The sequence below is a fragment of the Flavobacterium oncorhynchi genome (assembly GCF_002217355.1).
GTDB lineage: Bacteria > Bacteroidota > Bacteroidia > Flavobacteriales > Flavobacteriaceae > Flavobacterium > Flavobacterium oncorhynchi.
Window position 1 is genome coordinate 54,680 of record NZ_MUHA01000028.1, and the last position, 21,967, is coordinate 76,646.

The 21,967-nt window shown below is 32.5% G+C and carries 17 protein-coding genes; 11 read left to right on the forward strand and 6 right to left on the reverse strand.

Annotated features, from left to right (window positions below):
* Positions 1-10: 10 nt before the first annotated feature.
* The 3 genes from B0A75_RS17995 to B0A75_RS18005 all read right to left on the reverse strand — a co-directional run bounded on the left by B0A75_RS17995 (position 11) and on the right by B0A75_RS18005 (position 5,667).
* The gene (locus B0A75_RS17995) at positions 11-1,321 is read right to left on the reverse strand and encodes a TolC family protein (protein WP_089055651.1); all 1,311 of its coding nucleotides are present in this window, start codon (positions 1,319-1,321) and stop codon (positions 11-13) included.
* 67 nt (positions 1,322-1,388) lie between these two features.
* The gene (locus B0A75_RS18000) at positions 1,389-4,487 is read right to left on the reverse strand and encodes an efflux RND transporter permease subunit (protein WP_089055652.1); all 3,099 of its coding nucleotides are present in this window, start codon (positions 4,485-4,487) and stop codon (positions 1,389-1,391) included.
* A gap of 121 nt (positions 4,488-4,608) precedes the next feature.
* On the reverse strand, positions 4,609-5,667 hold the full coding sequence (locus tag B0A75_RS18005; RefSeq protein ID WP_089055748.1) for an efflux RND transporter periplasmic adaptor subunit: 1,059 nt from the start codon (positions 5,665-5,667) through the stop codon (positions 4,609-4,611).
* 578 nt (positions 5,668-6,245) lie between these two features.
* On the opposite strand from B0A75_RS18005, the gene B0A75_RS18010 reads away from it, so the two are divergent.
* The 3 genes from B0A75_RS18010 to B0A75_RS18020 all read left to right on the forward strand — a co-directional run bounded on the left by B0A75_RS18010 (position 6,246) and on the right by B0A75_RS18020 (position 8,454).
* Complete coding sequence (locus tag B0A75_RS18010; protein ID WP_089055653.1) at positions 6,246-6,845, forward strand: DUF6436 domain-containing protein; 600 nt, start codon at positions 6,246-6,248, stop codon at positions 6,843-6,845.
* 28 nt (positions 6,846-6,873) lie between these two features.
* The gene (locus B0A75_RS18015) at positions 6,874-7,728 is read left to right on the forward strand and encodes a hypothetical protein (protein ID WP_089055654.1); all 855 of its coding nucleotides are present in this window, start codon (positions 6,874-6,876) and stop codon (positions 7,726-7,728) included.
* Between the two features lie 123 nt (positions 7,729-7,851).
* Positions 7,852-8,454, forward strand: coding sequence for a PAS domain-containing protein (locus B0A75_RS18020; RefSeq protein ID WP_089055655.1), 603 nt, complete (start codon positions 7,852-7,854; stop codon positions 8,452-8,454).
* Positions 8,455-8,695: 241 nt separating this feature from the next.
* Here B0A75_RS18020 and recG read toward each other — a convergent pair whose 3' ends face one another.
* Positions 8,696-10,804, reverse strand: coding sequence for an ATP-dependent DNA helicase RecG (recG, locus tag B0A75_RS18025; RefSeq protein WP_089055656.1), 2,109 nt, complete (start codon positions 10,802-10,804; stop codon positions 8,696-8,698).
* A 263-nt stretch (positions 10,805-11,067) separates the two neighbouring features.
* Between recG and B0A75_RS18030 the strand changes: the two genes are divergently transcribed.
* Positions 11,068-11,502 (forward strand): hypothetical protein, encoded by a 435-nt coding sequence (locus tag B0A75_RS18030; RefSeq protein ID WP_089055657.1) that lies wholly within the window; start codon positions 11,068-11,070, stop codon positions 11,500-11,502.
* Between the two features lie 159 nt (positions 11,503-11,661).
* On the forward strand, positions 11,662-12,204 hold the full coding sequence (locus B0A75_RS18035) for a DUF1697 domain-containing protein (protein ID WP_089055658.1): 543 nt from the start codon (positions 11,662-11,664) through the stop codon (positions 12,202-12,204).
* Positions 12,205-12,344: 140 nt separating this feature from the next.
* Here the strand turns inward: B0A75_RS18035 and B0A75_RS18040 are convergent, their stop codons facing one another.
* Positions 12,345-13,088 carry a Dph6-related ATP pyrophosphatase gene (locus B0A75_RS18040; RefSeq protein WP_089055659.1) on the reverse strand — a complete coding sequence of 248 codons (744 nt, stop codon included), beginning with the start codon at positions 13,086-13,088 and terminating at the stop codon, positions 12,345-12,347.
* 95 nt (positions 13,089-13,183) lie between these two features.
* Between B0A75_RS18040 and B0A75_RS18045 the strand changes: the two genes are divergently transcribed.
* The 3 genes from B0A75_RS18045 (at position 13,184) to B0A75_RS18055 (ending at position 17,035) form a co-directional block, all read left to right on the forward strand.
* Positions 13,184-15,244: a M1 family aminopeptidase gene (locus B0A75_RS18045; RefSeq protein WP_089055660.1), complete on the forward strand. Its 2,061-nt coding sequence runs from the start codon at positions 13,184-13,186 to the stop codon at positions 15,242-15,244.
* 114 nt (positions 15,245-15,358) lie between these two features.
* Entirely contained in the window at positions 15,359-16,258 is a 900-nt protein-coding gene (locus B0A75_RS18050; RefSeq protein WP_089055661.1) for a patatin-like phospholipase family protein, read from the forward strand.
* Positions 16,259-16,306: 48 nt separating this feature from the next.
* On the forward strand, positions 16,307-17,035 hold the full coding sequence (locus tag B0A75_RS18055) for an SIMPL domain-containing protein (RefSeq protein WP_089055662.1): 729 nt from the start codon (positions 16,307-16,309) through the stop codon (positions 17,033-17,035).
* 50 nt (positions 17,036-17,085) lie between these two features.
* Here the strand turns inward: B0A75_RS18055 and B0A75_RS18060 are convergent, their stop codons facing one another.
* The gene (locus B0A75_RS18060) at positions 17,086-17,607 is read right to left on the reverse strand and encodes a DUF7935 family protein (protein ID WP_089055663.1); all 522 of its coding nucleotides are present in this window, start codon (positions 17,605-17,607) and stop codon (positions 17,086-17,088) included.
* Positions 17,608-17,734: 127 nt separating this feature from the next.
* On the opposite strand from B0A75_RS18060, the gene B0A75_RS18065 reads away from it, so the two are divergent.
* The 3 genes from B0A75_RS18065 to B0A75_RS18075 all read left to right on the forward strand — a co-directional run bounded on the left by B0A75_RS18065 (position 17,735) and on the right by B0A75_RS18075 (position 21,952).
* Positions 17,735-18,502: a sulfite exporter TauE/SafE family protein gene (locus B0A75_RS18065; RefSeq protein ID WP_089055664.1), complete on the forward strand. Its 768-nt coding sequence runs from the start codon at positions 17,735-17,737 to the stop codon at positions 18,500-18,502.
* Between the two features lie 363 nt (positions 18,503-18,865).
* Entirely contained in the window at positions 18,866-21,202 is a 2,337-nt protein-coding gene (locus tag B0A75_RS18070; protein WP_089055665.1) for an ATP-dependent helicase, read from the forward strand.
* A gap of 129 nt (positions 21,203-21,331) precedes the next feature.
* On the forward strand, positions 21,332-21,952 hold the full coding sequence (locus B0A75_RS18075; RefSeq protein WP_089055666.1) for an L-threonylcarbamoyladenylate synthase: 621 nt from the start codon (positions 21,332-21,334) through the stop codon (positions 21,950-21,952).
* Positions 21,953-21,967 lie beyond the last annotated feature (15 nt).

The following is a 21,967-nucleotide window of genomic DNA, read 5'->3' on the forward strand; positions in this document are numbered from 1 at the left end:
TAAATTTACTTTAAAAATTAATATTTCCTGCCAATTCTTTTAAAGCAATTTCAGATAATTTCGCCTCATATTGTGCATTACTGTAACGTACTTTTGCATTTACATAATTAAGCTGAGCCGTTCTAAAATCAAGAGTTGTAATAGTTCCGATTCTAAATTTATCTAAGGTAATGTCTAAATTTTGCTTAGCAATTGCTTCGTTATCTTCTTCTAAATCGATCAATTCCAGATTGGTTAAATAAGTCTGAAAAGCAGTACTTAACTGCGTATTCAAAATCATATTTTGCTGTTCGATAGCAATTTGAGAATTTTCAATTTGAAGTTTGGCAACCTTTTCATTTCGATGCTGATTAAAACCGTCGAAAATATTTAAAGTGGCATTAAAGCCATAATTTAAACCTCGTGATGATGCTTGACTCGTAAAACCTAAACTCGACTGACTTTCGTTAAAATTATAACCAGATGTTAAGTTTACCACAGGATATCGATCTGCTTTTACTTGTTTTAGTTGCAGTTCGGCTATACGTTTATTGATAATTTGAGCTTCTAAAGCTGGATTTTGTTTTTGTGCTAAATCCATAAGATCAGCCAAAATCAATTTATTATCAACCGTAACTAAATCTGTAACGGTAAAATTTATTTTAGGATCTCTGGCTAAATATTGATTCAATAAAATTTTAGCATTTGCATACGATTCTTTTTGTCTCAATAATGCAACTTGATCTGAATTTAAATCAACTTGTGCATTTAAAACCTCCAATTTTGAAGCTTTTCCGATACTGAAACGGTTTTGAGCTAAAGTTAATCTTTGTTTCGAAATTACGATTGTCGTATCTAAAGCGGCTAACTGGTGCTGCTGTTGTACTAAATCATAATAAGCAGAGTTTACCTGACCAATTTTGATCAAAATAGTTCTCTTTAATTCTGCGTCTCCTAATTTTTGAAGTTCTCTTAACTGATCTAGTTTAGCAAACATTTTCAATCCGTCAAAAACAGTCCAGCCTAAACTTACGCCGTAATTTAAGCTATTATTTTTAGCGTTATCCAACGAAGTTGTTGTTCCGTCTTGACGCGTCTGCGAAGAATTTGTGACGCTGTTATTGTCTGTAATCGAAGCGCCTGCATTAGGAAGCATTCCTGCATTTCCTAAAGTCACATTTGTTTCGCTTATTATTGAGTTATTCTTAGCTATTTTAATCTCAAAATTGTTTTCTAAAGCAATTTTCATAGCATCTTCAATAGTCAAAACTTCTTGCGCATTCGTTTTTGTAATGCTTAAAAAGAGTAATAACAAACTGCTAATTAAAATTTTAATATTCATATTATTTTTCTTTTGCCTTAAATTCCTGAATTAATCAAATGCAATTCAGAAATTCAAGGCTAATAAATTATTTACTTACTTCTTTTTCGTATTCTTCGATATGATCAAATTCCGGATAATGTTTACGCGCTTTAGACCACATCATGTAGATCGCAGGAATAACAAAAAGTGTTAATGCTAATGAAAATATAGTTCCGCCAACAATTACAACTCCCATACCAATTCTACTGGTTGACGCAGCTCCAAGCGACATCGCAATTGGTAAGGCTCCTAAAGCAATGGCTAAACTGGTCATTAAAATTGGACGTAAACGTGCTTCTGAAGCTTCAAGAATTGCTTCTAGTTTTGGTTTTCCTTGTTCTCGTAATTGATTAGCAAATTCTACAATCAAAATACCATTTTTAGTCACCAGACCAATAAGCATTACGGTTCCAATCTGACTGAAAATATTCCAAGTTTGATTGAATAACCATAATGAAAATAAAGCCCCAGCAACCGCCATTGGCACCGTCAAGATAATAATAAAAGGATCTATAAAACTTTCGAACTGAGCCGCAAGAATTAAAAATATTAATAATAAAGCCAATCCAAAAGCAAAAGATGTATTCGAGCTGCTTTCCACAAAATCTCTCGATTCTCCGCTCAAATCTGTTGTAAAACTATCATTTAAAACTTTAGCTTTAATTCTATCCATTTCAGCAATTCCGTCGCTGATACTTTTTCCTGGAGCTAAACCTGCCGAAACAGTTGCCGACATATAACGATTGTTGTGGTATAACTGCGGAGGATTACTTTGTTCTTCAACATTTACAACGTTATCCATCTGAATTAATTCTCCCTTTTTGTTTTTTACAAACATCGAAGTTAAATCCAATGGTTTCGATCTGTCTTTTTGATCAAATTGACCAATAACCTGATACTGTTTTCCGTTTTTGATAAAATAACCAAAACGCTGTCCGCTTAAAGAAAGTTGTAAAGTTTGTGCAATATCAATAATTGAAATTCCTAAACTTTCGGCTTTTTCACGATTAATACTAACGTTTATTTCAGGTTTGTTGAATTTTAAATTAACATCACTGATAGAGAAAACATCACTTTTACCAACTTCATCCATAAAAACAGGTATTTTTTCTCTTAATTTTTCAAAATTAGGAGCCTGAATAATATATTGAATCGGTAATCCGCCGCGTCTGTTTACAGCAATTGTAGGTTGTTGAATAACAGATGTTTTTGCATCAGGATATTGCTTTGTCCATTTTGTTAATTGGTCGGCAATTTCTTTTTGCGATCTCTTTCTTTCATGAGGTTCTTTTAAAGAAAGTCTTATAAAACCAGTATTTGTAGCTGATGCTCCAAAACCTGGTGCGGTAATCACCAAACTTACTTTTTTCTCAGGAATTGAATCGTCAACCAATCTTGAAATTTCCTGCATAAAACGATCTGTATATTCGTATGATGATCCTTCTGGAGTTGTCATACGCATGGTTACAGAGCTTCGGTCATCATAAGGAGCTGTTTCTTTTGGTAAAATGGTAAAAAACAAATAAATCAATCCAAAACAAGCAATTAAAATTGGAAAACTAATCCATTTTCTTTCCATGAATTTTGAAAGAGCTTCGGCATAACTGCTGTTCATCTTTTCAAAAAAAGGCTCAGTTCTTACGTAGAATTTAGATTTTTTCTGTTCTCCGCCTTTCATTAAATAGGCATTTAACATTGGTGTTAAAGTAAGAGAAACAAATGCCGAGATTAATACAGCAGCACCAATTACCACCCCAAATTCCCTAAAGAGTCGGCCTACGAAACCTTCTAAGAAAATTACGGGCAGGAATACAGCCGCCAATGTTACCGAAATCGAAATTACAGCATAAAAAATCTCGTTTGATCCTTTAATAGCAGCTTCAATAGGCGACATTCCTTCTTCGACTTTCTTAAATATATTTTCGGTTACAACAATTCCGTCATCCACAACCAAACCTGTAGCTAAAACAATCGCTAATAAAGTCAATACATTAATAGAAAAACCAAAAAGCCACATTATAAAGAACGTTGCAATTAATGAAACGGGAATATCTATTAAAGGTCTAAAAGCAATTGCCCAGTCTCTAAAAAACAGATAAATAATAATGATTACTAAGATTACAGATATTCCCAGTGTTTCGGCAACTTCGAGTACCGATTTTTTTACGAAAATGGTATTATCAAGTGCAATATTTAGTTTAATATCTTTTGGAAGATCCTTTTTTAAAGCTTCGTATTTTTTATAAAATTCAGCCGAAATATCTAGATAATTTGCACCTGGCATTGGTACAATTGCCAGTCCAATCATTGGTAATCCAGATTGGCTTAATTTGGTTTCGATATTTTCTGGACCCAATTCCGCACCGCCAACATCACTTAAGCGCACAATTTTGTCTCCATCTGTACGAATAATGATATTATTGAATTCTTCTGGTTTCGAAAGATTTCCAACTGTTTTTACTGTTAATTCGGTGTTGTTTCCTGTAAGTTTACCAGAAGGCAATTCGACATTTTGAGCGTTAAGCGCATTACGAACATCTGAAACAGTACAGCCGTAAGCCGTTAATTTTACTGGATCAATCCATAAACGCATGGCGTAGCGCTTTTGTCCCCAAATTTGAACACCACTGACTCCCGGAATTGTTTCTAAACGCTGCGAAATTACATTCTCGGCATAATCACTTAATTCTAATGAATTTCGACTGTCACTTTGTACCGTCATCGAAATAATAGCATCACTATCAGCATCAGCTTTTGATACAACAGGCGGTGCATCGATATCTTGCGGTAAACTTCTTATGGCTTGAGAAACTTTATCACGCACATCATTTGCAGCTTCTTCTAGATCTTTATCTAAATTAAACTCGATGGTAATGTTACTGCTTCCTTGATTACTTGATGAAGTTATATTTCGGATTCCGTCAATCGCATTTACTGCCTTTTCAAGAGGCTCTGTAATTTGTGACTCAATAATGTCAGCGTTAGCTCCTGTATAATTGGTTCTAATGGAAACCTGTGCGGGATCTATCGAAGGAAATTCGCGGACACCCAAAAAAGTATAACCAATGAAACCGAATAATATAATTAATAGATTCAGTACAATGGTTAAAACGGGTCTTTTTATACTTGTAGTTGATAAACTCATTTGCAATTTTAGATTTTAGATTATTGATTTTAGATTTTGGATTTATTACTAAATCTTACTGCATCTTTAAATCTATATTTAAGCCTTAATAATTTTAGACTTTAAAACTTTCGACTTTGGACTATTTTACTTTAACTATTATTGGTGCTTCATTTTTTAATGACATAACACCGCTTGTAATTAAAGTATCTCCTGCTTTTAATCCTGATAAAATCAAAATCGAAGAATCTGTTCTTGTTGTTGCATCAACCATAACTTCTTTTGCCTTGCCCATATTGGCTACATACACTTTTTTACCACTTTGTACAGGAACTATAGCTTCTGATGGAACTACGATTGCATCTTTAATAATGTTTAACGGCAGTTTTATATCGGCAAAAGTTCCAGGGAAAAGTTTTCCATCTGTATTATCAGCAATGGCACGAATTTGAAGTGTACGAGTAGCAACGGCAACTTCTGGCTCAATAGCATAAATTTTTCCGTTATATGTTTTATCTGAGCCAGAAACGGTAAAATCGATTATAGAACCTGTTTTTACTTGTGAAGCATATTTTTCTGGAATCGAAAATGTAATTTTTAGCTTTCCTGTATTTACCAATTTAGCTACCACAACTGTTGGAGTAATATAGGTACCTGGAGAAATCGAACGTAAACCAATTTTTCCTGAAAAAGGCGCTTTTACAGATGTTTTAGCAATTTGCGCTCTGATTAACTGACTTTGAGCTTGCGCCGAAGCATGATCTGCTCTGGCAACATCTGCTTCTTCTTGACTGATTGCTTCTTTTTGCAATAATAATTTTGCTCTTCTTTCATTCTCAGCGGCTAAGCCTTCTCTTGTAACTGCTTGTCTTAACTGTGCTTTTAATTCAAGATCATTTACTTTTAAAAGAACTTGTCCTTTATTTACATAGCTGCCTTCATTAAAAAAAATTCCCTCTACAATTCCTGATACTTCGCTGTGAATCTCAATTTGCTCGTTTGCTTCAATAGAACCAGATAAAGACAAATTATTGTCAAACGTTGAAGTTTTAACTACTATTCCTGTAACTGTGGTTGGTTTGTCTTTATCGCCAAACTTCTTTGAGTCTTCATTTTTACCTTTGTTAGATACTATCCTATAAGTGATAAATCCTCCAAAAATAATGATAATCAAGGCGTAGATTAGGTGTTTAATTTTCATAAAATTTAGGTGAATGTGATTTTTTTTGGTGTATGTTTTTTGCAACTCACAAATTTAACTTTTTGTACTGAAATCAATTGACGTTAGGTTTTATTTAACACTTGTAATACAATAAACTTCAAAGCACTGTTTTTCTTGGCTGTAACTGCAAAACTTTGCAGCTTAGATATTGATTTTTGCAAAAGGTTTAATGATGTTTATATATTTTGTTGGGTAATTTTTAACACTAGAGTACGATTTGTACCTAAGAGCCTGTTAGTTAGAATATTATTTGCTTTCTGTTTTTTAGAAATTATTTGATTTTAAAGTTCAAAAGAGGTATTGAAAAACTATTATTTAAGGAATTGAAAAAAAAATACGCAGTTTGTCGAATTTATATTGCATTTCATCGATTTTATTTGTAACATTGATACGTTAGACAAAATAATTAATACAGTAGTATAATCAGTACCTTTTTGTATAATTAAATGTTAAAATATAGATTTAGTAGTGTTTTTTTGAGCATTAAAGAGAAATTTAGTGTTAATTGTTTTAACAAGTGTTTATGTTTTTTGTTCCAAATTATAAAATAATAATAGATGAAGAAAAAAATACTCCTAGCATTATGGTTTTCATTTTTACTTGCTGCAATTGGTTTTCTTTTTTGGCAGAATGAGTTTAAGTATAGTCTGCCAACACCAATTCCAAAAAATTATCACAGCATTGCAATGGGAGCCAAAATTGATTTGTCTCAATGCTGTCCTTTTGATAGTAAGCCTGTTTTTTTTCATTTCTTTAATCCAGATTGTCCCTGCTCACGATTCAATGTGCCGCATGTGGCTGGTTTGATAAAAAAGTACGGTGACAGAGTTAACTTTAAAATTGTTGTTTTAAACAAGCAAAAAACGTTTACAATCGAAGAAATACAGAAAAAGTTTGATGCACAAATTCCTGTTTATTTTGATCAAAATATTGCTAAAAAATGCGGTGTTATTTCGACTCCGCAAGCGGTTTTGTTAGACTCATCGCATAATCTATATTTTCGCGGCAATTATAACAAAACAAGATATTGTACAGATGCAGACAGTAATTATGCTCAAATGGCTATTGATTCCTTGTTAAAGCAGACTAATTCGCCCTCTTTTAATGCTTTAGCTCTTAGAGCTTACGGATGTTCGTTACCAAATTGCACTAAATAAATCTATCCCTAACTAAAATTTTTAACCTATGAAAAGAAAAGCCAGTTTGAATGAGCAAGATTACTTGCACAGTTTTATGTCTACAATGACACAAAAGTCTGATACTATTATTAATTATGTTCTTGCAGTTTATTTCCTTCTCGGAATCGCATTGTCATTCAAGTACGATACCTTTGAAATTGGAGTAGGAGTAGGAACTTTGAATCTTCTGATGTATTATTCGGCTAAATTTTTTATTAAAAATTCAAAATTCTATCAGTATGTTTTGTCTGTTGTTCTGGCTATATTCATGGCTCAGTACATTTATCAAATGCATGGTATGTTCGAAATGCATTTTACCGTTTTTATTGCCAGCACGATTTTAATTATTTATCAAAACTGGAGACTTCAAATTCCGCTTACTCTTTTAGTAGTACTTCATCACGCTGGTTTAGCATATTTGCAAAACTATATTTATAATGATGCAAATGGGCTTCAGGTTTATTTTTCGCAGGTAAATTTTGATCTTGAAACTTTAATTATTCATACTGTTTTAGCTGCAGTTGTATTTTTTATGAATGGTTATTGGGCTTATTATTTTAAGGAACACAGCGAAAATCATATTTCTAAAATTTCTGACGAATATGAGCTGGAAAATATGAAGCTTGCATCGGCTAAATACAGTTCATTAACAGCAACTAAAGAATACAATGATTTTATTCATAGAACAACTTTAGATTTAAAACTCCCTGTAACTTCAGTACTAAAATTAATTGATGTTTCAAAAGGACATACAGATAATGATCAAATTTTAACTTATCTGGATATGATGAGAGAAAGTGCTAAAAAAATTGATGATCTCGTAAACGATATTCATGTAAAATCAACTAATACAAGAAAGTAAAAAGTACAAAATAATTTCCAAAAATGAAAAGACTCTCAAAAGGTATTTCAAAAACAGGTTTTTAGAGAGTTTCTTTTACAAGCAAAAAAAACTCATGCCAATTAATTTTTAATATAAAATTTTATGGAGACCAGAACTACACGCCCGACTCCTTCAGACAGAGAAGTCGATTGGAATAAAAGCAAGGTATTGCTTAGCAAAACAGATAAAAACGGAACTATTTTGTATGCCAATGAAGATTTTATCGATGTTTCTGGCTATGATGAGTTTGAATTAATAGGGCAGCCTCACAATATTGTGAGGCATCCTGATATGCCTAAGGTGATTTTTAAATTTTTATGGGACAGTATTAAGTCCAGCCAAAATATTCATGTTGTTTTAAAAAACATGGCAAAAACAGGTCGCTATTATTGGGTTGTCACCGAATTTAAAATCATTGCAGATACTGACGGCGAGATTGTTGGTTTTTTCGGAACAAGAAAATCAGTTCCTGAAAATATCATCGTAAAATTTATAGAGCCATTGTACAAAAAACTTTTACAGATAGAAGAAGCAAGCGGATTAACAGCTTCTGAAGAATATTTGGTTGGTTTTCTAGAAGAGCGTAAAAAAACGTATATGGAATATATCGATCATTTAATTGCTACAGGAAAAGATGATAAAAACAAAGTTAGTAAAGGTTTGTTCAGTGGTCTTTTTGAAAAGAAAACGCCGCCAAAGAAATAATAAAGCTGGTTGTAGAATTATTTATAACACATAGAAGTATAGGTTTTGTTGCTGTTGAAAAGCGTTTCACTTGCATTAATAAACATGACTATATTTCTATGTGTTTGATGTTTTTTTTTTTACATTTAGCCATATTAGGTTGAAGGATTTATTGCATCAGATATGATGTAATCGAACCTGTTTTTAATTCAAGAAATCTTTGAACCTTTGTATCTCTGCATCTTTGAATCTAAAAAAAAAACTAACTAATATAATTCCAGATACTTTTCTTTTTAGTAAGCTCAATAAAAACAGCTTTTAGAATTGCGTGTTCTGGTTTGTTTAAAGGACCGTCTTCTTTTAGGATCTTCATTGCATAGTTTCTAGCAAGGCCTAAAATATCTCTATCTCGAACAATATCTGCAATTTGCAGATTCAAAACACCACTTTGCTGCGTTCCCATTAAATCACCCGGACCGCGAAGTTTTAAGTCAACTTCGGCAATTTCAAAACCATCATTTGTCTGAACCATTGTTTCCATACGGGTTTTACTGTCAGAACTTAACTTATGTCCCGTCATCAAAATGCAATAACTCTGTTCGGCACCACGACCAACACGGCCGCGTAATTGATGTAATTGAGATAAACCAAAACGTTCGGCACTTTCGATAATCATAACACTCGCATTTGGCACATTTACACCAACTTCAATTACTGTTGTAGCTACCATAATATTCGTTTTTCCTTCAGAGAAACGTTTCATTTCGGCATCTTTATCGGCTGGTTTCATTTTTCCGTGCAAAATCGAAATCGAATATTGAGGCAAAGGAAAATCGCGAGAAATACTCTCATAACCGTCCATTAAATCCTTGTAATCCATTTTTTCCGATTCCTGAATTAGCGGATATACAATATAAATTTGTCTTCCAAGTGCAATTTCATCACGTAGAAACTTCCAAACTTTTAATCGGTTACTATCAAAACGGTGAACCGTTTGTATTGGTTTTCGTCCCGGCGGAAGTTCATCAATTACAGAAATATCAAGATCTCCGTACAAGCTCATTGCTAAAGTTCTCGGAATTGGTGTTGCCGTCATAACCAAAACGTGCGGAGGAATTTCGTTTTTCTTCCACAATTTCGAGCGCTGCTCAACACCAAAACGATGTTGTTCGTCAATAACAGCAAGTCCAAGATTTTGAAACTTCACTTTATCTTCCAATAAAGCATGCGTACCAATCAAAATCTGTAAAGTACCATTTTCAAGCTCCTCGTGAATAATTTTTCGAGCTGCAGTTTTTGTTGAACCTGTTAATATTTTTATATTAATATTCAAAGTATTAGCAAATTCTGATAAACCAATAAAATGTTGATTGGCAAGAATCTCCGTCGGTGCCATTAAGCAGGCCTGAAAACCATTATCCATTGCTAAAAGCATACTCATAAAAGCCACAATTGTTTTTCCAGAACCAACATCTCCCTGTAATAATCGGTTCATTTGGGCATTGCTTCCCATATCTGAACGAATTTCTTTAACTACTCTTTTTTGAGCATTAGTAAGTTCAAAAGGAAGGTGATTTTGGTAAAATTCAGTAAAAAAATCGCCCACTTTGGTAAAAGGATGCCCTTTTATTTTGTGCTTTCTAATTAGATTTTTAGTAATTAACTGTAACTGAATAAAAAACAATTCTTCAAACTTCATTCTAAATTGAGCTTTCGCCAAAGCATCGGTGCTTTTTGGGAAATGTATATTAAATAAAGCAGCTCTTTTTGAGATTAACTTTAATTCTTCGATTAAGTATAATGGAAAAGTTTCGGTAAACAAAGCTTGAGTTTCGATAAACAATTGTTCCATTAATTTGTTAATCGTTCTATTTGAAATGCCTCTGTTTGTTAATGTTTCCGTAGATGGATAAACTGGCTGCATGGCAGAACGCAGACTTTTTTCATGTTCTTTCAGCAACTCAATTTCGGGATGCGCCATGCTGAATTGGCTTCCATACAAAGAACATTTTCCAAAAATTACACAAGGTTCATTCAATTTTAAACTCTCGCGAATCCATTTATGTCCTTGAAACCAATTAAGGTCTAATTGTCCTGTATCATCTACAAATGTGGCGACTAAACGTTTTTTATTCTTAGCAAATTCAACTGTTTTTATATTGATGATTTTGCCAATGATCTGAACTTCAGAACCTGTATTTTGAAGTTCGTTTATTTTGTAATAACGAGTTCTGTCAATATATCTATTTGGAAAAAAGTTTACCAAATCTCCATACTTATGAATTCCTAATTCCTTACGAAGCAGCTGACCACGACTTGGGCCGACACCTTTTAAGTATTCGATAGGAGTTTCAAGCAGATTATTAGACATTTTTTTTAGACTTCTTAGATTTTTAGACTGGCTTAGATTTTAGAAAATAGAACAAAGAATAAAGAGAAAAATCTATTCTCTTGATTCTATATTTTTCTATCATTCTTTTGGAAAAGCGAAGATAGATTTTAATTAGGAAATTTGGAAATGAATTAACTTCTTAGGATTTTGAATATTAAGTTATTGTTAAGCTGTAAAAATAAACGCAACCATTTTAAGGGTGATTAATCTTAATAATAATTAACCTTTAAAACTTAAAAAAAATGAAAAAACTTGGACTTTTAATAGTTTTGTTTATTTCTCTTGTTTCTTGTTCTAATGATGATAATAACAATAAACCAACTGAAGATTATCATGGGAAATGGAAATTATCGAGCATGAATAGAAATAAAAATCCAGCAGCAAATTCTATTGGTGTTATGGAATGGGAAGAAAGCTATGTTTTTAGCTCTGACGGGAAGTTTACTAAAACAAGAATTAGAGACAACAAAACTTCTAGTATATCAGGAACTTTTTCTGTTGTAGAAACTTTAGAGCAAACTCAATTTAAATTAATTTATAGCACTCAAAATGATATAATAGGAACTTGTACTGAGGATTTAATAGAGAATCTATATATAATTTATGCTACTGGAAAATTGTACAGTACTTGGGCAGCATGTGATGGACCTTTACTTGTATATGATAAATTAAAGTAATATTTTAAACAATGCTTACTAATTCAAATTGTTTGGCTCCGTCGGTTATCTGGCGGAGTTTTTACTTTAGTAAAGAAGCTTTTTTTAAATAAAGTTCTATCGGAAGGAATAGTCATATAAAACTAAAATGAATTTTTATCTTTGAATAAAATTTTAAAAATGACAACACACTTAGCTCTTTTACGAGGAATTAATGTTTCTGGCCATAACATGATGAAAATGGACGCTTTGAAAATGATGTTAGAAAATATTGGTTTTCAGAATATTCGAACTTATCTGCAATCGGGAAATGTTTTTGTAGACAGCGAAGAAGATGCTTCGAAAGTTGGTTTTATGATCAAACAAGAAATATTTAAAGTTTTTGGACATGAAGTTCCAACGATTGTAATAACAAAGGAAGATTTAGAATTATGCTTTAAGAATAGTCCTTTTTTAAAAGAAAAAGATATTGACACTAAAAAACTTTATGTAGCTTTTGTTTCAACGCAATTGAAAAAGGAAAATATAAACGATTTAAAAATCAGCCAGTTTAAGCCTGATGAAGCAAGTATTGACGGAAATAGAATTTTTATTAAATACGCTGTTGGTGCTGGAAAAACCCGTTTTGACCAAAAATATATAGAGAAAAAACTTAATGTAACAGCAACAATTAGAAACTGGAATACAGTTACTAATTTATTGGCAATGTATTCTGAAGAGTAAAAGAATTTAATGATGTCACACTGAGCGAAGTCGAAGTGTAGCCACGAATTTCACGAATTAACACAAATCAATTGGTGAAAATTCGTGAAATTCGCGGCAAAAAAATATTAAGTGGCTTCGACTTCGCTCAGCCTGACAGACTATTTAGGAATCAAATCGCAATACCAAAATCCAAAATCGAAAGCATCAGAAGCACTGGTATCGCAGGCAGTATCTGATGAATCTTCTTTTTCAGGTTTTTCATATTTGCGATAAACAATTTCTTCTATTTCAAAATCTATCGGCTTCGAAAAAATTGGACCATCAAAGGCAAAAGTGTGAAACTCTCCATTTTCTCCGCAAACGTCAACATTCTCGGGTAAATCGTTGATAAAATCCTGATCTATAATTCGGCCGACAAAACTTTTATCTAAGTAACGCTCGTTTACACAAACGACAATAGTTTTAAATCCCAAAGAAATAAATTCTTGAATTAAATCTTTTGTTGGTATTTTCCAAAGTGGAAAAACACCTTGGAAATCCATTTTTGCCAATTGATCTTCACGATACTTTCGTAAATCTTCCAAAAAAATATCTCCAAAAACAGAATGTGTAATACCGCTATCTTTTAGTTCTGTCAAAGTTTTAGTCATTACATTTTCATAGACTTCCATAGTAGGCATTTCTGGAATTTGCATGACTTTTAGAGGAAGCCCAATGCTTTTGGCTTGTGCATTCAGCAGTTCAACACGAACGCCGTGCATTGAAATTCGTTGGTATTGTTGATTTACGCTCGTTAGTAAGCAGTCAATTTTGTACTCAGAATCTTGAAGGATTTTGTATAATGCAAGAGCCGAATCTTTTCCGCTGCTCCAATTAAATAAGGCTTTTTTTGGTGTAAACACGTTTTGGAATTTTTGTGCAGTAAACTTACAAATTTGATTCGATTTGTTGATGAAACCTTTGTAACTTTGGAATTTTCGCCTTCAAATTTATTTCAATGAAATATATATTCTTATTATTTACCACTTTTCTTTTTGCGCAGCAAACTAAATTTGTCGATTTTAAATCGGTTAATGCACAATTGACTATTGATAATGCTCAAAAAACAATTGCAGGAAAAGTTGATTACGATTTTAGCGTTTTGCAGTCTGTTGATACGATAAAAATTGATGCTAAAAATATGGAATTCTCTAATATCCAAATAAATGGAGAGAATGCTGTTTTTGTAAATACGGGTAAAGAATTACAAATTGTTAGTCATTTTGAAAAAGGAAATAAGAAACTGACATTCAATTATACTGTAAAACCAAAACAAGCATTGTACTTTGTTGAAATTGAAAATGATGACGTTCAAATCTGGACGCAAGGGCAGGGAAGATACACCAGTAATTGGTTTCCGAGTTTTGATGATGTCAATGAGAAATTGATTTTTAATTTAGGCATTACTTACAATAATCAGTATCAGGTAATTTCAAACGGTGTTTTAAAAGAAAAAATAAGCAGCGGAGATTTGTTTCACTGGCAATACGCAATGGAGAAACCAATGAGTTCTTATTTATTGATGCTTGCAATTGGTAAATATGATAAAACGGAAATGCTCTCAAAGTCTAGAATTCCGTTAGAATATTATCTAGAACCAAAAGATAAAAAGCGTTTTGAGCCAACGTATCGTTATTCTAAACGTATTTTTGATTTTTTAGAGAAAGAAATCGGAGTAAAGTATCCTTGGAAAATTTATAGACAAATTCCTGTTCGTGATTTTTTATATGCAGGAATGGAAAACACAACTTCGACACTTTTGGCAACTCGCTATGTAGTAGATTCTATTGGTTTTGAAGATCGAAATTATACCAATGTTGATGCCCATGAGTTGGCGCATCATTGGTTTGGAGATCTAATTACAGCCGAAAGCAGTAAACATCATTGGCTTCAAGAAGGTTTTGCGACTTATTTTGCTGCTTTGGCAGAAAGAGAAATTTATGGAGACGATTTCTTCTATTCTAAATTATACAATACGGCGCAGCAAATAAAATTTGCCTCACGAACAGATTCTATTCCGGTTTTAAATGCAAAAGCTAGTTCACTTACTTTTTATGAAAAAGGAGCTTGGGCATTATTTGTACTGCATGAATCAATTGGAGAGAAGGCTTTTAAAAAAGCAATAAAAAGCTATTTGAAAAAGTTTGCTTATCAAACCGTAACAACTCAAGATTTCTTTGACGAAATAAAAAAAGTATCTGATTTTGATCTTGATAAATTTCAAAGAACCTGGTTAGAATCAACTGTTTTTGATACGCCGACAGCAAATGTTTTACTCAGTAAAAATAAAGCGATTCAAACTCGCTTAGAAATTGATAAACTTAAAAAAACGCCATTCTCTGAGAAAGAAGATTTTTTAAGGAAAACTTTAGAATCTAATGTTTACGAATCTGTAAAAGAAGCAATTGTAGATCAATTAGAAAACGAAAAATATGAAGTAAAGAAAACACTTTTACAAACGGCATTAAAAACAAATAATACTCAAGTCAGACAAGCCGTTGCAAGTTCATTGGCTAAGATTCCAGAAGATTTTAGAGTTGAATATGAAACTCTACTTGATGACAAATCCTATCAAACACAAGAAGCAGCTCTGTTTTATTTGTGGAAAAACTTTCCAAATCATAGACAAGATTATTTAAATAAATCTAAAAACTGGATTGGGTTTAACGACTTTAATCTTCGAACATTATGGCTTTCGCTGGCTTTGTCAACACCAGATTACAGCACAAATTCAGAAGAATTAATAAATGAACTAATTGCTTTTTCATCAACTAAATACGAAGCTCCAACACGTCAGAATGCGCTTGAAAAACTGATTGCATTTAAAATTATTAACGATCAGGTTTTAACTAATTTAGTAAATGCAACAACGCATCATATGTGGCAGTTTTCAAAATTTGGAAGAGATTCCATTAGGATTTTATTAAAAAATTCAGAAATGCGTGCTTCGTTTAATAGAATTTTACCTAATTTAAACCCCGATGAACAATATCAATTGAATCGTTTGCTGAAAGAGTAGAATAGAAAATAGAAGCAAGAAGAGAGATGCAAGAAATTAGCGATTAAAAGAAGTCTTTATTCTTGCTTCTATTTTCTTTAAAAAAAATCAAAAAACAAACCTACATTAAATTTTATGAAAGCATTAGTTATTTCTGGCGGTGGAAGTAAAGGCGCATTTGCCGGCGGAGTTGCACAATATTTGATTGAAGAAAAAAGAAATGAATATGATTTGTTTATCGGAACATCTACAGGAAGTCTTCTAATTCCGCATTTGGCGCTTGGTCATATTAAAAAAATCCATTCCGTTTATACCAATGTTACCATGACAAGTATTTTTAATATTTGTCCGTTTGTAGTTAAAGTAAAAGAAGGAATAGATATTGTTACTATCAATCACTTCAATGTATTACGTCAGTTTTTTAAAGGAAAAAGAACTTTTGGCGAAAGTAAAGGTTTAAGAAAATATATTCAGAATAATTTCTCGTTGTCCGATTTTAATAAGTTAAAAAAACTAGATACCGATGTTATTGTAACGGTAACCAATTTTACTAAAAACGAATCGGAGTACAAATCGGTTAAAGACTGCAGCTACGAAGAGTTTTGTGAATGGTCGTGGATTTCTAGTAATTATGTTCCGTTTATGAGTTTGGTTACTAAAAACAATTCGGAATATGGCGATGGAGGATTTTCAAGTTTAGTTCCCATTCGTGAGGCTATTAATCGCGGCGCAACCGAAATTGATGTTATTATTCTAGAAACCGAAGTTAATACAACAAAGACAGTAATTGGTAAAAATCCGTTTTCATTGATGATTGATTTGTTTCGAATTGCCTTAGATCAAGTCGAAAAGCACGATATCGCAATAGGAAAGCTTATGGCAAACAATAAAGATGTGAAGCTAAATTTATATTACACACCAACTAAATTGACAGATAATGCTTTGATTTTTAATAAAGAAGTGATGAAAGAATGGTGGGAACAAGGCTATGAATATGCTCAGAATAAATCTGAGGTTATGAGTGATAATAGATGATTTTTAGAGTTTACAATATGAAATAACAACATTTAAATAGTATTGATAATGAGAAAAATAATTACAGTTTTAATTTTTCTTGCTTATGTAATTCCAGTATTTTCACAAGTAAATGCAGGAAGTGAAATAACCGCTGAAGGAAATTCTAAAATCAAAGTTAAACCTGATTGTGCAAGATTTAGAGTTACAATTGAGAAACGAAATTTAATTGAAAAAATAGCCATTAAGGAGTTAAATGAAGAAATTGAAAAACTTCAAAAAGGGCTTTTTAATATTGGTTTTACTGAAAAAAATATAAAAATTTCTGAATACAGAATATCCAGCAGTGAGAATAATGATAACAAAAAGGAATATACTGTTACTAATTCCTTGTCGATAAATTTTGCTTTGGATAATAAGATAATTGAAGCATTTTATCAGGAAATACAAAGTGAAAACATTAAAGATTTGGACGTTGAATTTGAAACTTTTCTCTCTGAAGAATTGGAAAAAGCTTCGAGATTGAAATTAGTTCAGAATGCAATTAATGATGCTAAGAATAATGCTGATAATATCGCAAAAGCATTAGACGTAAAAATTGTAAATGTAAAACAAGTATCGAAATATGCTTTGCGAGATATGGTTGCTTATGAAAGAGTAAATGAAGTAAAAGCAGGTCGAGTCATGGCAGCAGCAGCTTCAAGTCCTAAAACGTCATTTGATAAATTTGAAGTTGAAGAAAAAGAGTTAGAGGAAACAATAAATATTATTTATAGGATCACCAAAAACAAAAAATAAGATAAAAATATAGAGTTCAGATTTAATCTTAAATCTGAACTCTATGTTTTTTACCAAAGTTCAGCAACCTCATTTTTAATATATCCCAAAGCTGCATTACTAGGAGATTGTTTTTCTAGCAAATCATTTAAAATTACTTCACGCAATTTATCAGCATTTTCTACTTTATCGCTCATTGCAGCTTTACGAATCATTTGGATTGTAGCATTTTTGGCTGTAGTGATAATTGTCCAACATTCGTCAGACATATAAATTTGCTGCGTTAAATTATGTTCAAACTCTTGTTCAATTTGATCGATTACGTAATTTTCATAATCATGCTTATCGTTTGAAATAGGAGAAATTCTAATTAATAATTTCGTCAAATTAATACGTTCTAAAAACAAAGTCATACGCTCGTAGGCTTGTAAACGTATAGGAAGAGATTGTTTTTGATATTCTCGATTCAATAAAAAAGCACGCTTTTTATCGTTATTTTTAATGTGCAGTTCAAAAAAACGGTATGCAACAAACCCAGTTACAATTGCAGGTAACGTATAACTGGCTAATTCTATAATTTTTGTAAAATCCATTTGGGTAATTTTTTTAGCAAAAATATACTTTTTGAGTAAAAATCTAGTTTAAATTTATCGCAATAAACAAAATGTAAACTTTACTTTTGCATTCAGATTCTCAAAATCTACCGGAAATATACTTTAAATGGATTCATACATAATACTTTTTCTTTGTTTGGCTGCGTTTGCAGCAGGATTTATCGATGCTATTGTGGGCGGCGGCGGATTAATTCAAACTCCAATGGGGCTAATCTTATTGCCAAATCTTCCAGTTTCAACAGTTATTGGAAGTTTAAAAATTCCGGCTTTTACAGGAACCGCTTTCGCTGCATTTCAATATTTAAAAAAAGTAGTAATTCAATGGAAATTACTCTTGATTATGATGTGTTTGGCTGTCCCTTCGGCATTTTTGGGATCTACAATATTAACTATGGTCAGCAATGATTTTATGAAACCGCTTTTACTTGTTGTTTTATCATTGCTGTTTATATATACGTATGCTAAGAAAAACTTTGGTCAGCATGCTGCGAAAGATCATTCAGAAACAACCCAAATAATTTATGCTGTTGTAATTAGTACAATTGTTGGCTTTTATGACGGTTTTATTGGTCCTGGAACCGGAAGCTTTTTTGTCGTAGCTTTTATTGCGCTTTTGGGTTTTGACTTTTTGCATGCTTCTGCAAATGCTAAAATGGTAAATTTGGCAACAAATTTTGGTTCAATTTGTTTATTTATGATCAAAGGAAAGATTATTTGGGCAATTGCGATTCCAATGGCAATTAGCAATGGACTTGGAGGCTGGCTTGGTGCAAAATTGGCTATTAATAAAGGAAATGGTTTTATTAGAATTTTCTTTTTAGTTGTTGTGGTTGGAACGTTGATTCGTTTTGCTTACGACGTTTTCTTTAAATAGTTTTTTTTAAACCATATCAGTGATATAAGAAATTATAAGCTTTATTTTTAATATGTTTTTCAAAATTGCAATTAATATAAACATTTTCAATGTTTTGCTTAACTATAGAATTAAATGAACTCATATCACTTATAGGGTTCAAAATATTTAAAGAAAGCCAATTGTTTGAGTTCAGCCCCGATAGAGGCGATATCCTCGCAGAGAAGCGGAGAGATAAAGCCGAAAGCGGGAACTATGTTTGATAAAATGCCTTCTGTTGTGCTCCTAATTCTGATCAAGAAACTTAGCCCCTTAGAACCTTAGAATCTTAGTAGCTTATTAAATCTATAATTCTTATTTTTGCATCATATGGAGAAAAATTTCATGCAAAAGTACATTGATCAACTCAATGAAGCGCAACGACAACCCGTTCTGAAAAAAGACGGGCCAATGATTATTATTGCAGGTGCAGGTTCGGGGAAAACCCGTGTTTTAACAATTAGAATTGCTTATTTGATGGCTCAAGGTATTGACGCTTTCAATATTTTATCGCTGACTTTTACCAATAAGGCAGCTCGTGAAATGAAGCACAGGATTTCAGATATTGTGGGAGCATCTGAAGCCAAAAACCTTTGGATGGGAACTTTTCACTCCATTTTTGCTCGTATCCTGCGTTCAGAATCAGATCATTTAGGTTATCCATCAAATTTTACTATTTATGATTCGCAGGATTCTGCCAGATTAATTTCTTCAATTATTAAAGAAATGCAGCTGGATCGTGATGTTTATAAACCAAAACAAATTTTGGGTCGAATTTCAAGTTATAAAAACAGCTTGATTACAGTAAAAGCCTATTTCAACAATCCAGAATTGGTTGAAGCCGATGCAATGGCAAAAAGACCAAGATTAGGAGATATTTATCAGCAATATGTAGAGCGTTGTTTCAAAGCTGGTGCAATGGATTTTGATGATTTATTATTGAAAACCAATGAATTATTGACTCGTTTTCCAGAGGTTTTGGCTAAATATCAAAACCGTTTTCGCTATATTCTGGTTGATGAGTACCAAGATACCAATCACTCGCAGTATTTGATTGTAAGAGCTTTATCTGATAAATTTCAGAATATTTGTGTGGTTGGAGATGATGCACAGAGTATCTATGCATTCCGTGGAGCAAATATTAACAACATTCTGAATTTCCAGAAAGATTACGAGGGTGTTATCATGTTTCGTTTAGAGCAAAATTACCGTTCAACTCGTAATATTGTTGAAGCTGCAAATACGGTAATGGAGCATAATAAAACGAAACTTGACAAAGTAGTTTGGACAGCAAATGATTTTGGACCAAAGATTAAAGTCCACAGAAGTTTGACCGATGCAGAAGAAGGACGTTTTGTAGCAAGCACAATTTTTGAACAAAAAATGCAAAATCAGCTTCATAATGGCTCTTTTGCAATTTTGTATCGTACAAATGCACAATCGCGTGCAATGGAAGATGCGCTAAGAAAACGTGATATTCCATATAGAATTTATGGTGGATTATCGTTCTATCAACGTAAGGAAATAAAAGATGTTTTGTGTTATTTACGTTTAGTAATTAATCCAAAAGATGAAGAAGCCTTAATTCGTGTTATCAATTATCCTGCTCGTGGAATTGGAGATACAACTGTAGAAAAACTTACTATTGCAGCCAATCATTACAAACGCTCGATTTGGGAAGTAATGGTTAATATTGATAAAATTGACTTAAAACTGAATGCAGGAACGAAGAATAAACTGAAGGATTTTGTAACAATGATTCAAAGTTTTCAGGTTATTGATCAAAATCAGGATGCGTTTTATATAACGGACCATGTTGCGAAAAAAACAGGTCTTGTTCAGGAATTGAAAAAAGATGCTACTCCAGAAGGAATGGCAAAAATTCAGAATATCGAAGAACTTTTAAACGGTATTAAAGATTTTACTGAAGGGCAAAAAGAAATTGACGGCGCAAGAGGTGCTTTGGCTGAATTTATGGAAGATGTTGCGCTGGCAACAGATTTAGATAAAGATACTAATGATGATGATCGTGTAGCATTGATGACAATTCACTTAGCAAAAGGACTTGAGTTTCCTCATGTTTTTGTTGTAGGTATGGAAGAAGATTTGTTTCCGAGTGCGATGAGTATGAGTACTAGAAGTGAATTAGAAGAAGAACGTCGATTATTTTACGTAGCTTTAACACGTGCAGAACATCAAGCTTATTTAACCTATGCACAATCTCGTTACCGCTGGGGGAAATTGACAGATAGTGAGCCTTCTCGTTTTATTGAAGAAATCGACGGACAATTTTTAGAATATTTGACTCCTGCTGAAACTAACTATCGCTATAAGTCACCTATCGACGGAGATATTTTTGGAGATATTGATAAATCGAAATTGAGATTGGCAAAACCAATAGGAGGTACACCGCCAAAACATGTTACAGATAATAATCCGAAACCAGATTTAAATATTCGTAAACTAAAACCTGTTGCTGGAAATGCGCCCGTAAGTTCAAGTGCTAATTTGTTTGATAATAAATTGACGGTTGGAAATGTAGTAATGCACGAACGTTTTGGAAAAGGCGAAGTGGTTAATCTTGAGGGTGTTGGAGCTGATAAAAAAGCAGAAATTAAATTTGAAGTAGGAGGTATTAAAAAGCTTTTACTGAGATTTGCTAAATTAGATGTTGTTGGATAAATAAAATTTCAAGTTTTGAAAACATTTGTCACCCTGAGCGAAGTCGAAGGGCGCTCCAATTGGACGTGGGCTTCGACTTCGCTCAGCCTGACAGCAGAGACCTGAAAGTTAAAAACAAAATAAAAAACTATGGCAGAATTTATAAAAATATATCCAGATAAACCTAGTGAAGCTGCGATTGCAAAGGTTGTAAAAGTGCTTCAAAATGGAGGTTTGGTAATTTATCCAACAGATACTGTTTATGGTTTAGGTTGTGATATTACCAATTCACGTGCTTTAGAAAAAATTGCAAAAATTAAAGGTGTTAAATTAGAGAAAGCAAATTTTTCATTTATCTGTCATGATTTAAGTAATTTATCAGATTATGTACGTCAAATTAATACATCGACTTTTAAAATACTAAAAAGGGCTTTACCAGGACCTTATACATTTATTTTGCCAGGAAATAATAATTTGCCTAAAGAGTTTAAAAAGAAAACTACTGTTGGTATCCGTGTTCCTGATAATAATATTATTTTAGAAATTGTTCGTCAGTTAGGGAATCCTGTGGTTTCAACTTCTATTCGAGATGAAGATGATGTAATTGAGTATACTACTGATCCTGAGTTAATTTTTGAAAAATGGCAAAATATTGTAGATTTAGTAATTGATGGTGGTTATGGAGATAATGTAGGTTCAACTATTATTGACTTATCAGAACATGAGCCGGTTATTGTAAGAGAAGGAAAAGGAGATATCGATATTTTGTAAGAGTAATTTATTGAT

Bases quoted from the DNA above. Each gene is read 5' to 3' on its own strand.
- B0A75_RS17995 (WP_089055651.1), bottom strand. From the start codon at position 1,321: ATGAATATTAAAATTTTAATTAGCAGTTTGTTATTACTCTTTTTAAGC.
- B0A75_RS18000 (WP_089055652.1), bottom strand. From the start codon at position 4,487: ATGAGTTTATCAACTACAAGTATAAAAAGACCCGTTTTAACCATTGTA.
- B0A75_RS18005 (WP_089055748.1), bottom strand. From the start codon at position 5,667: ATGAAAATTAAACACCTAATCTACGCCTTGATTATCATTATTTTTGGA.
- B0A75_RS18010 (WP_089055653.1), top strand. From the start codon at position 6,246: ATGAAGAAAAAAATACTCCTAGCATTATGGTTTTCATTTTTACTTGCT.
- B0A75_RS18015 (WP_089055654.1), top strand. From the start codon at position 6,874: ATGAAAAGAAAAGCCAGTTTGAATGAGCAAGATTACTTGCACAGTTTT.
- B0A75_RS18020 (WP_089055655.1), top strand. From the start codon at position 7,852: ATGGAGACCAGAACTACACGCCCGACTCCTTCAGACAGAGAAGTCGAT.
- recG (WP_089055656.1), bottom strand. From the start codon at position 10,804: ATGTCTAATAATCTGCTTGAAACTCCTATCGAATACTTAAAAGGTGTC.
- B0A75_RS18030 (WP_089055657.1), top strand. From the start codon at position 11,068: ATGAAAAAACTTGGACTTTTAATAGTTTTGTTTATTTCTCTTGTTTCT.
- B0A75_RS18035 (WP_089055658.1), top strand. From the start codon at position 11,662: ATGACAACACACTTAGCTCTTTTACGAGGAATTAATGTTTCTGGCCAT.
- B0A75_RS18045 (WP_089055660.1), top strand. From the start codon at position 13,184: ATGAAATATATATTCTTATTATTTACCACTTTTCTTTTTGCGCAGCAA.
- B0A75_RS18050 (WP_089055661.1), top strand. From the start codon at position 15,359: ATGAAAGCATTAGTTATTTCTGGCGGTGGAAGTAAAGGCGCATTTGCC.
- B0A75_RS18055 (WP_089055662.1), top strand. From the start codon at position 16,307: ATGAGAAAAATAATTACAGTTTTAATTTTTCTTGCTTATGTAATTCCA.
- B0A75_RS18060 (WP_089055663.1), bottom strand. From the start codon at position 17,607: ATGGATTTTACAAAAATTATAGAATTAGCCAGTTATACGTTACCTGCA.
- B0A75_RS18065 (WP_089055664.1), top strand. From the start codon at position 17,735: ATGGATTCATACATAATACTTTTTCTTTGTTTGGCTGCGTTTGCAGCA.
- B0A75_RS18070 (WP_089055665.1), top strand. From the start codon at position 18,866: ATGCAAAAGTACATTGATCAACTCAATGAAGCGCAACGACAACCCGTT.
- B0A75_RS18075 (WP_089055666.1), top strand. From the start codon at position 21,332: ATGGCAGAATTTATAAAAATATATCCAGATAAACCTAGTGAAGCTGCG.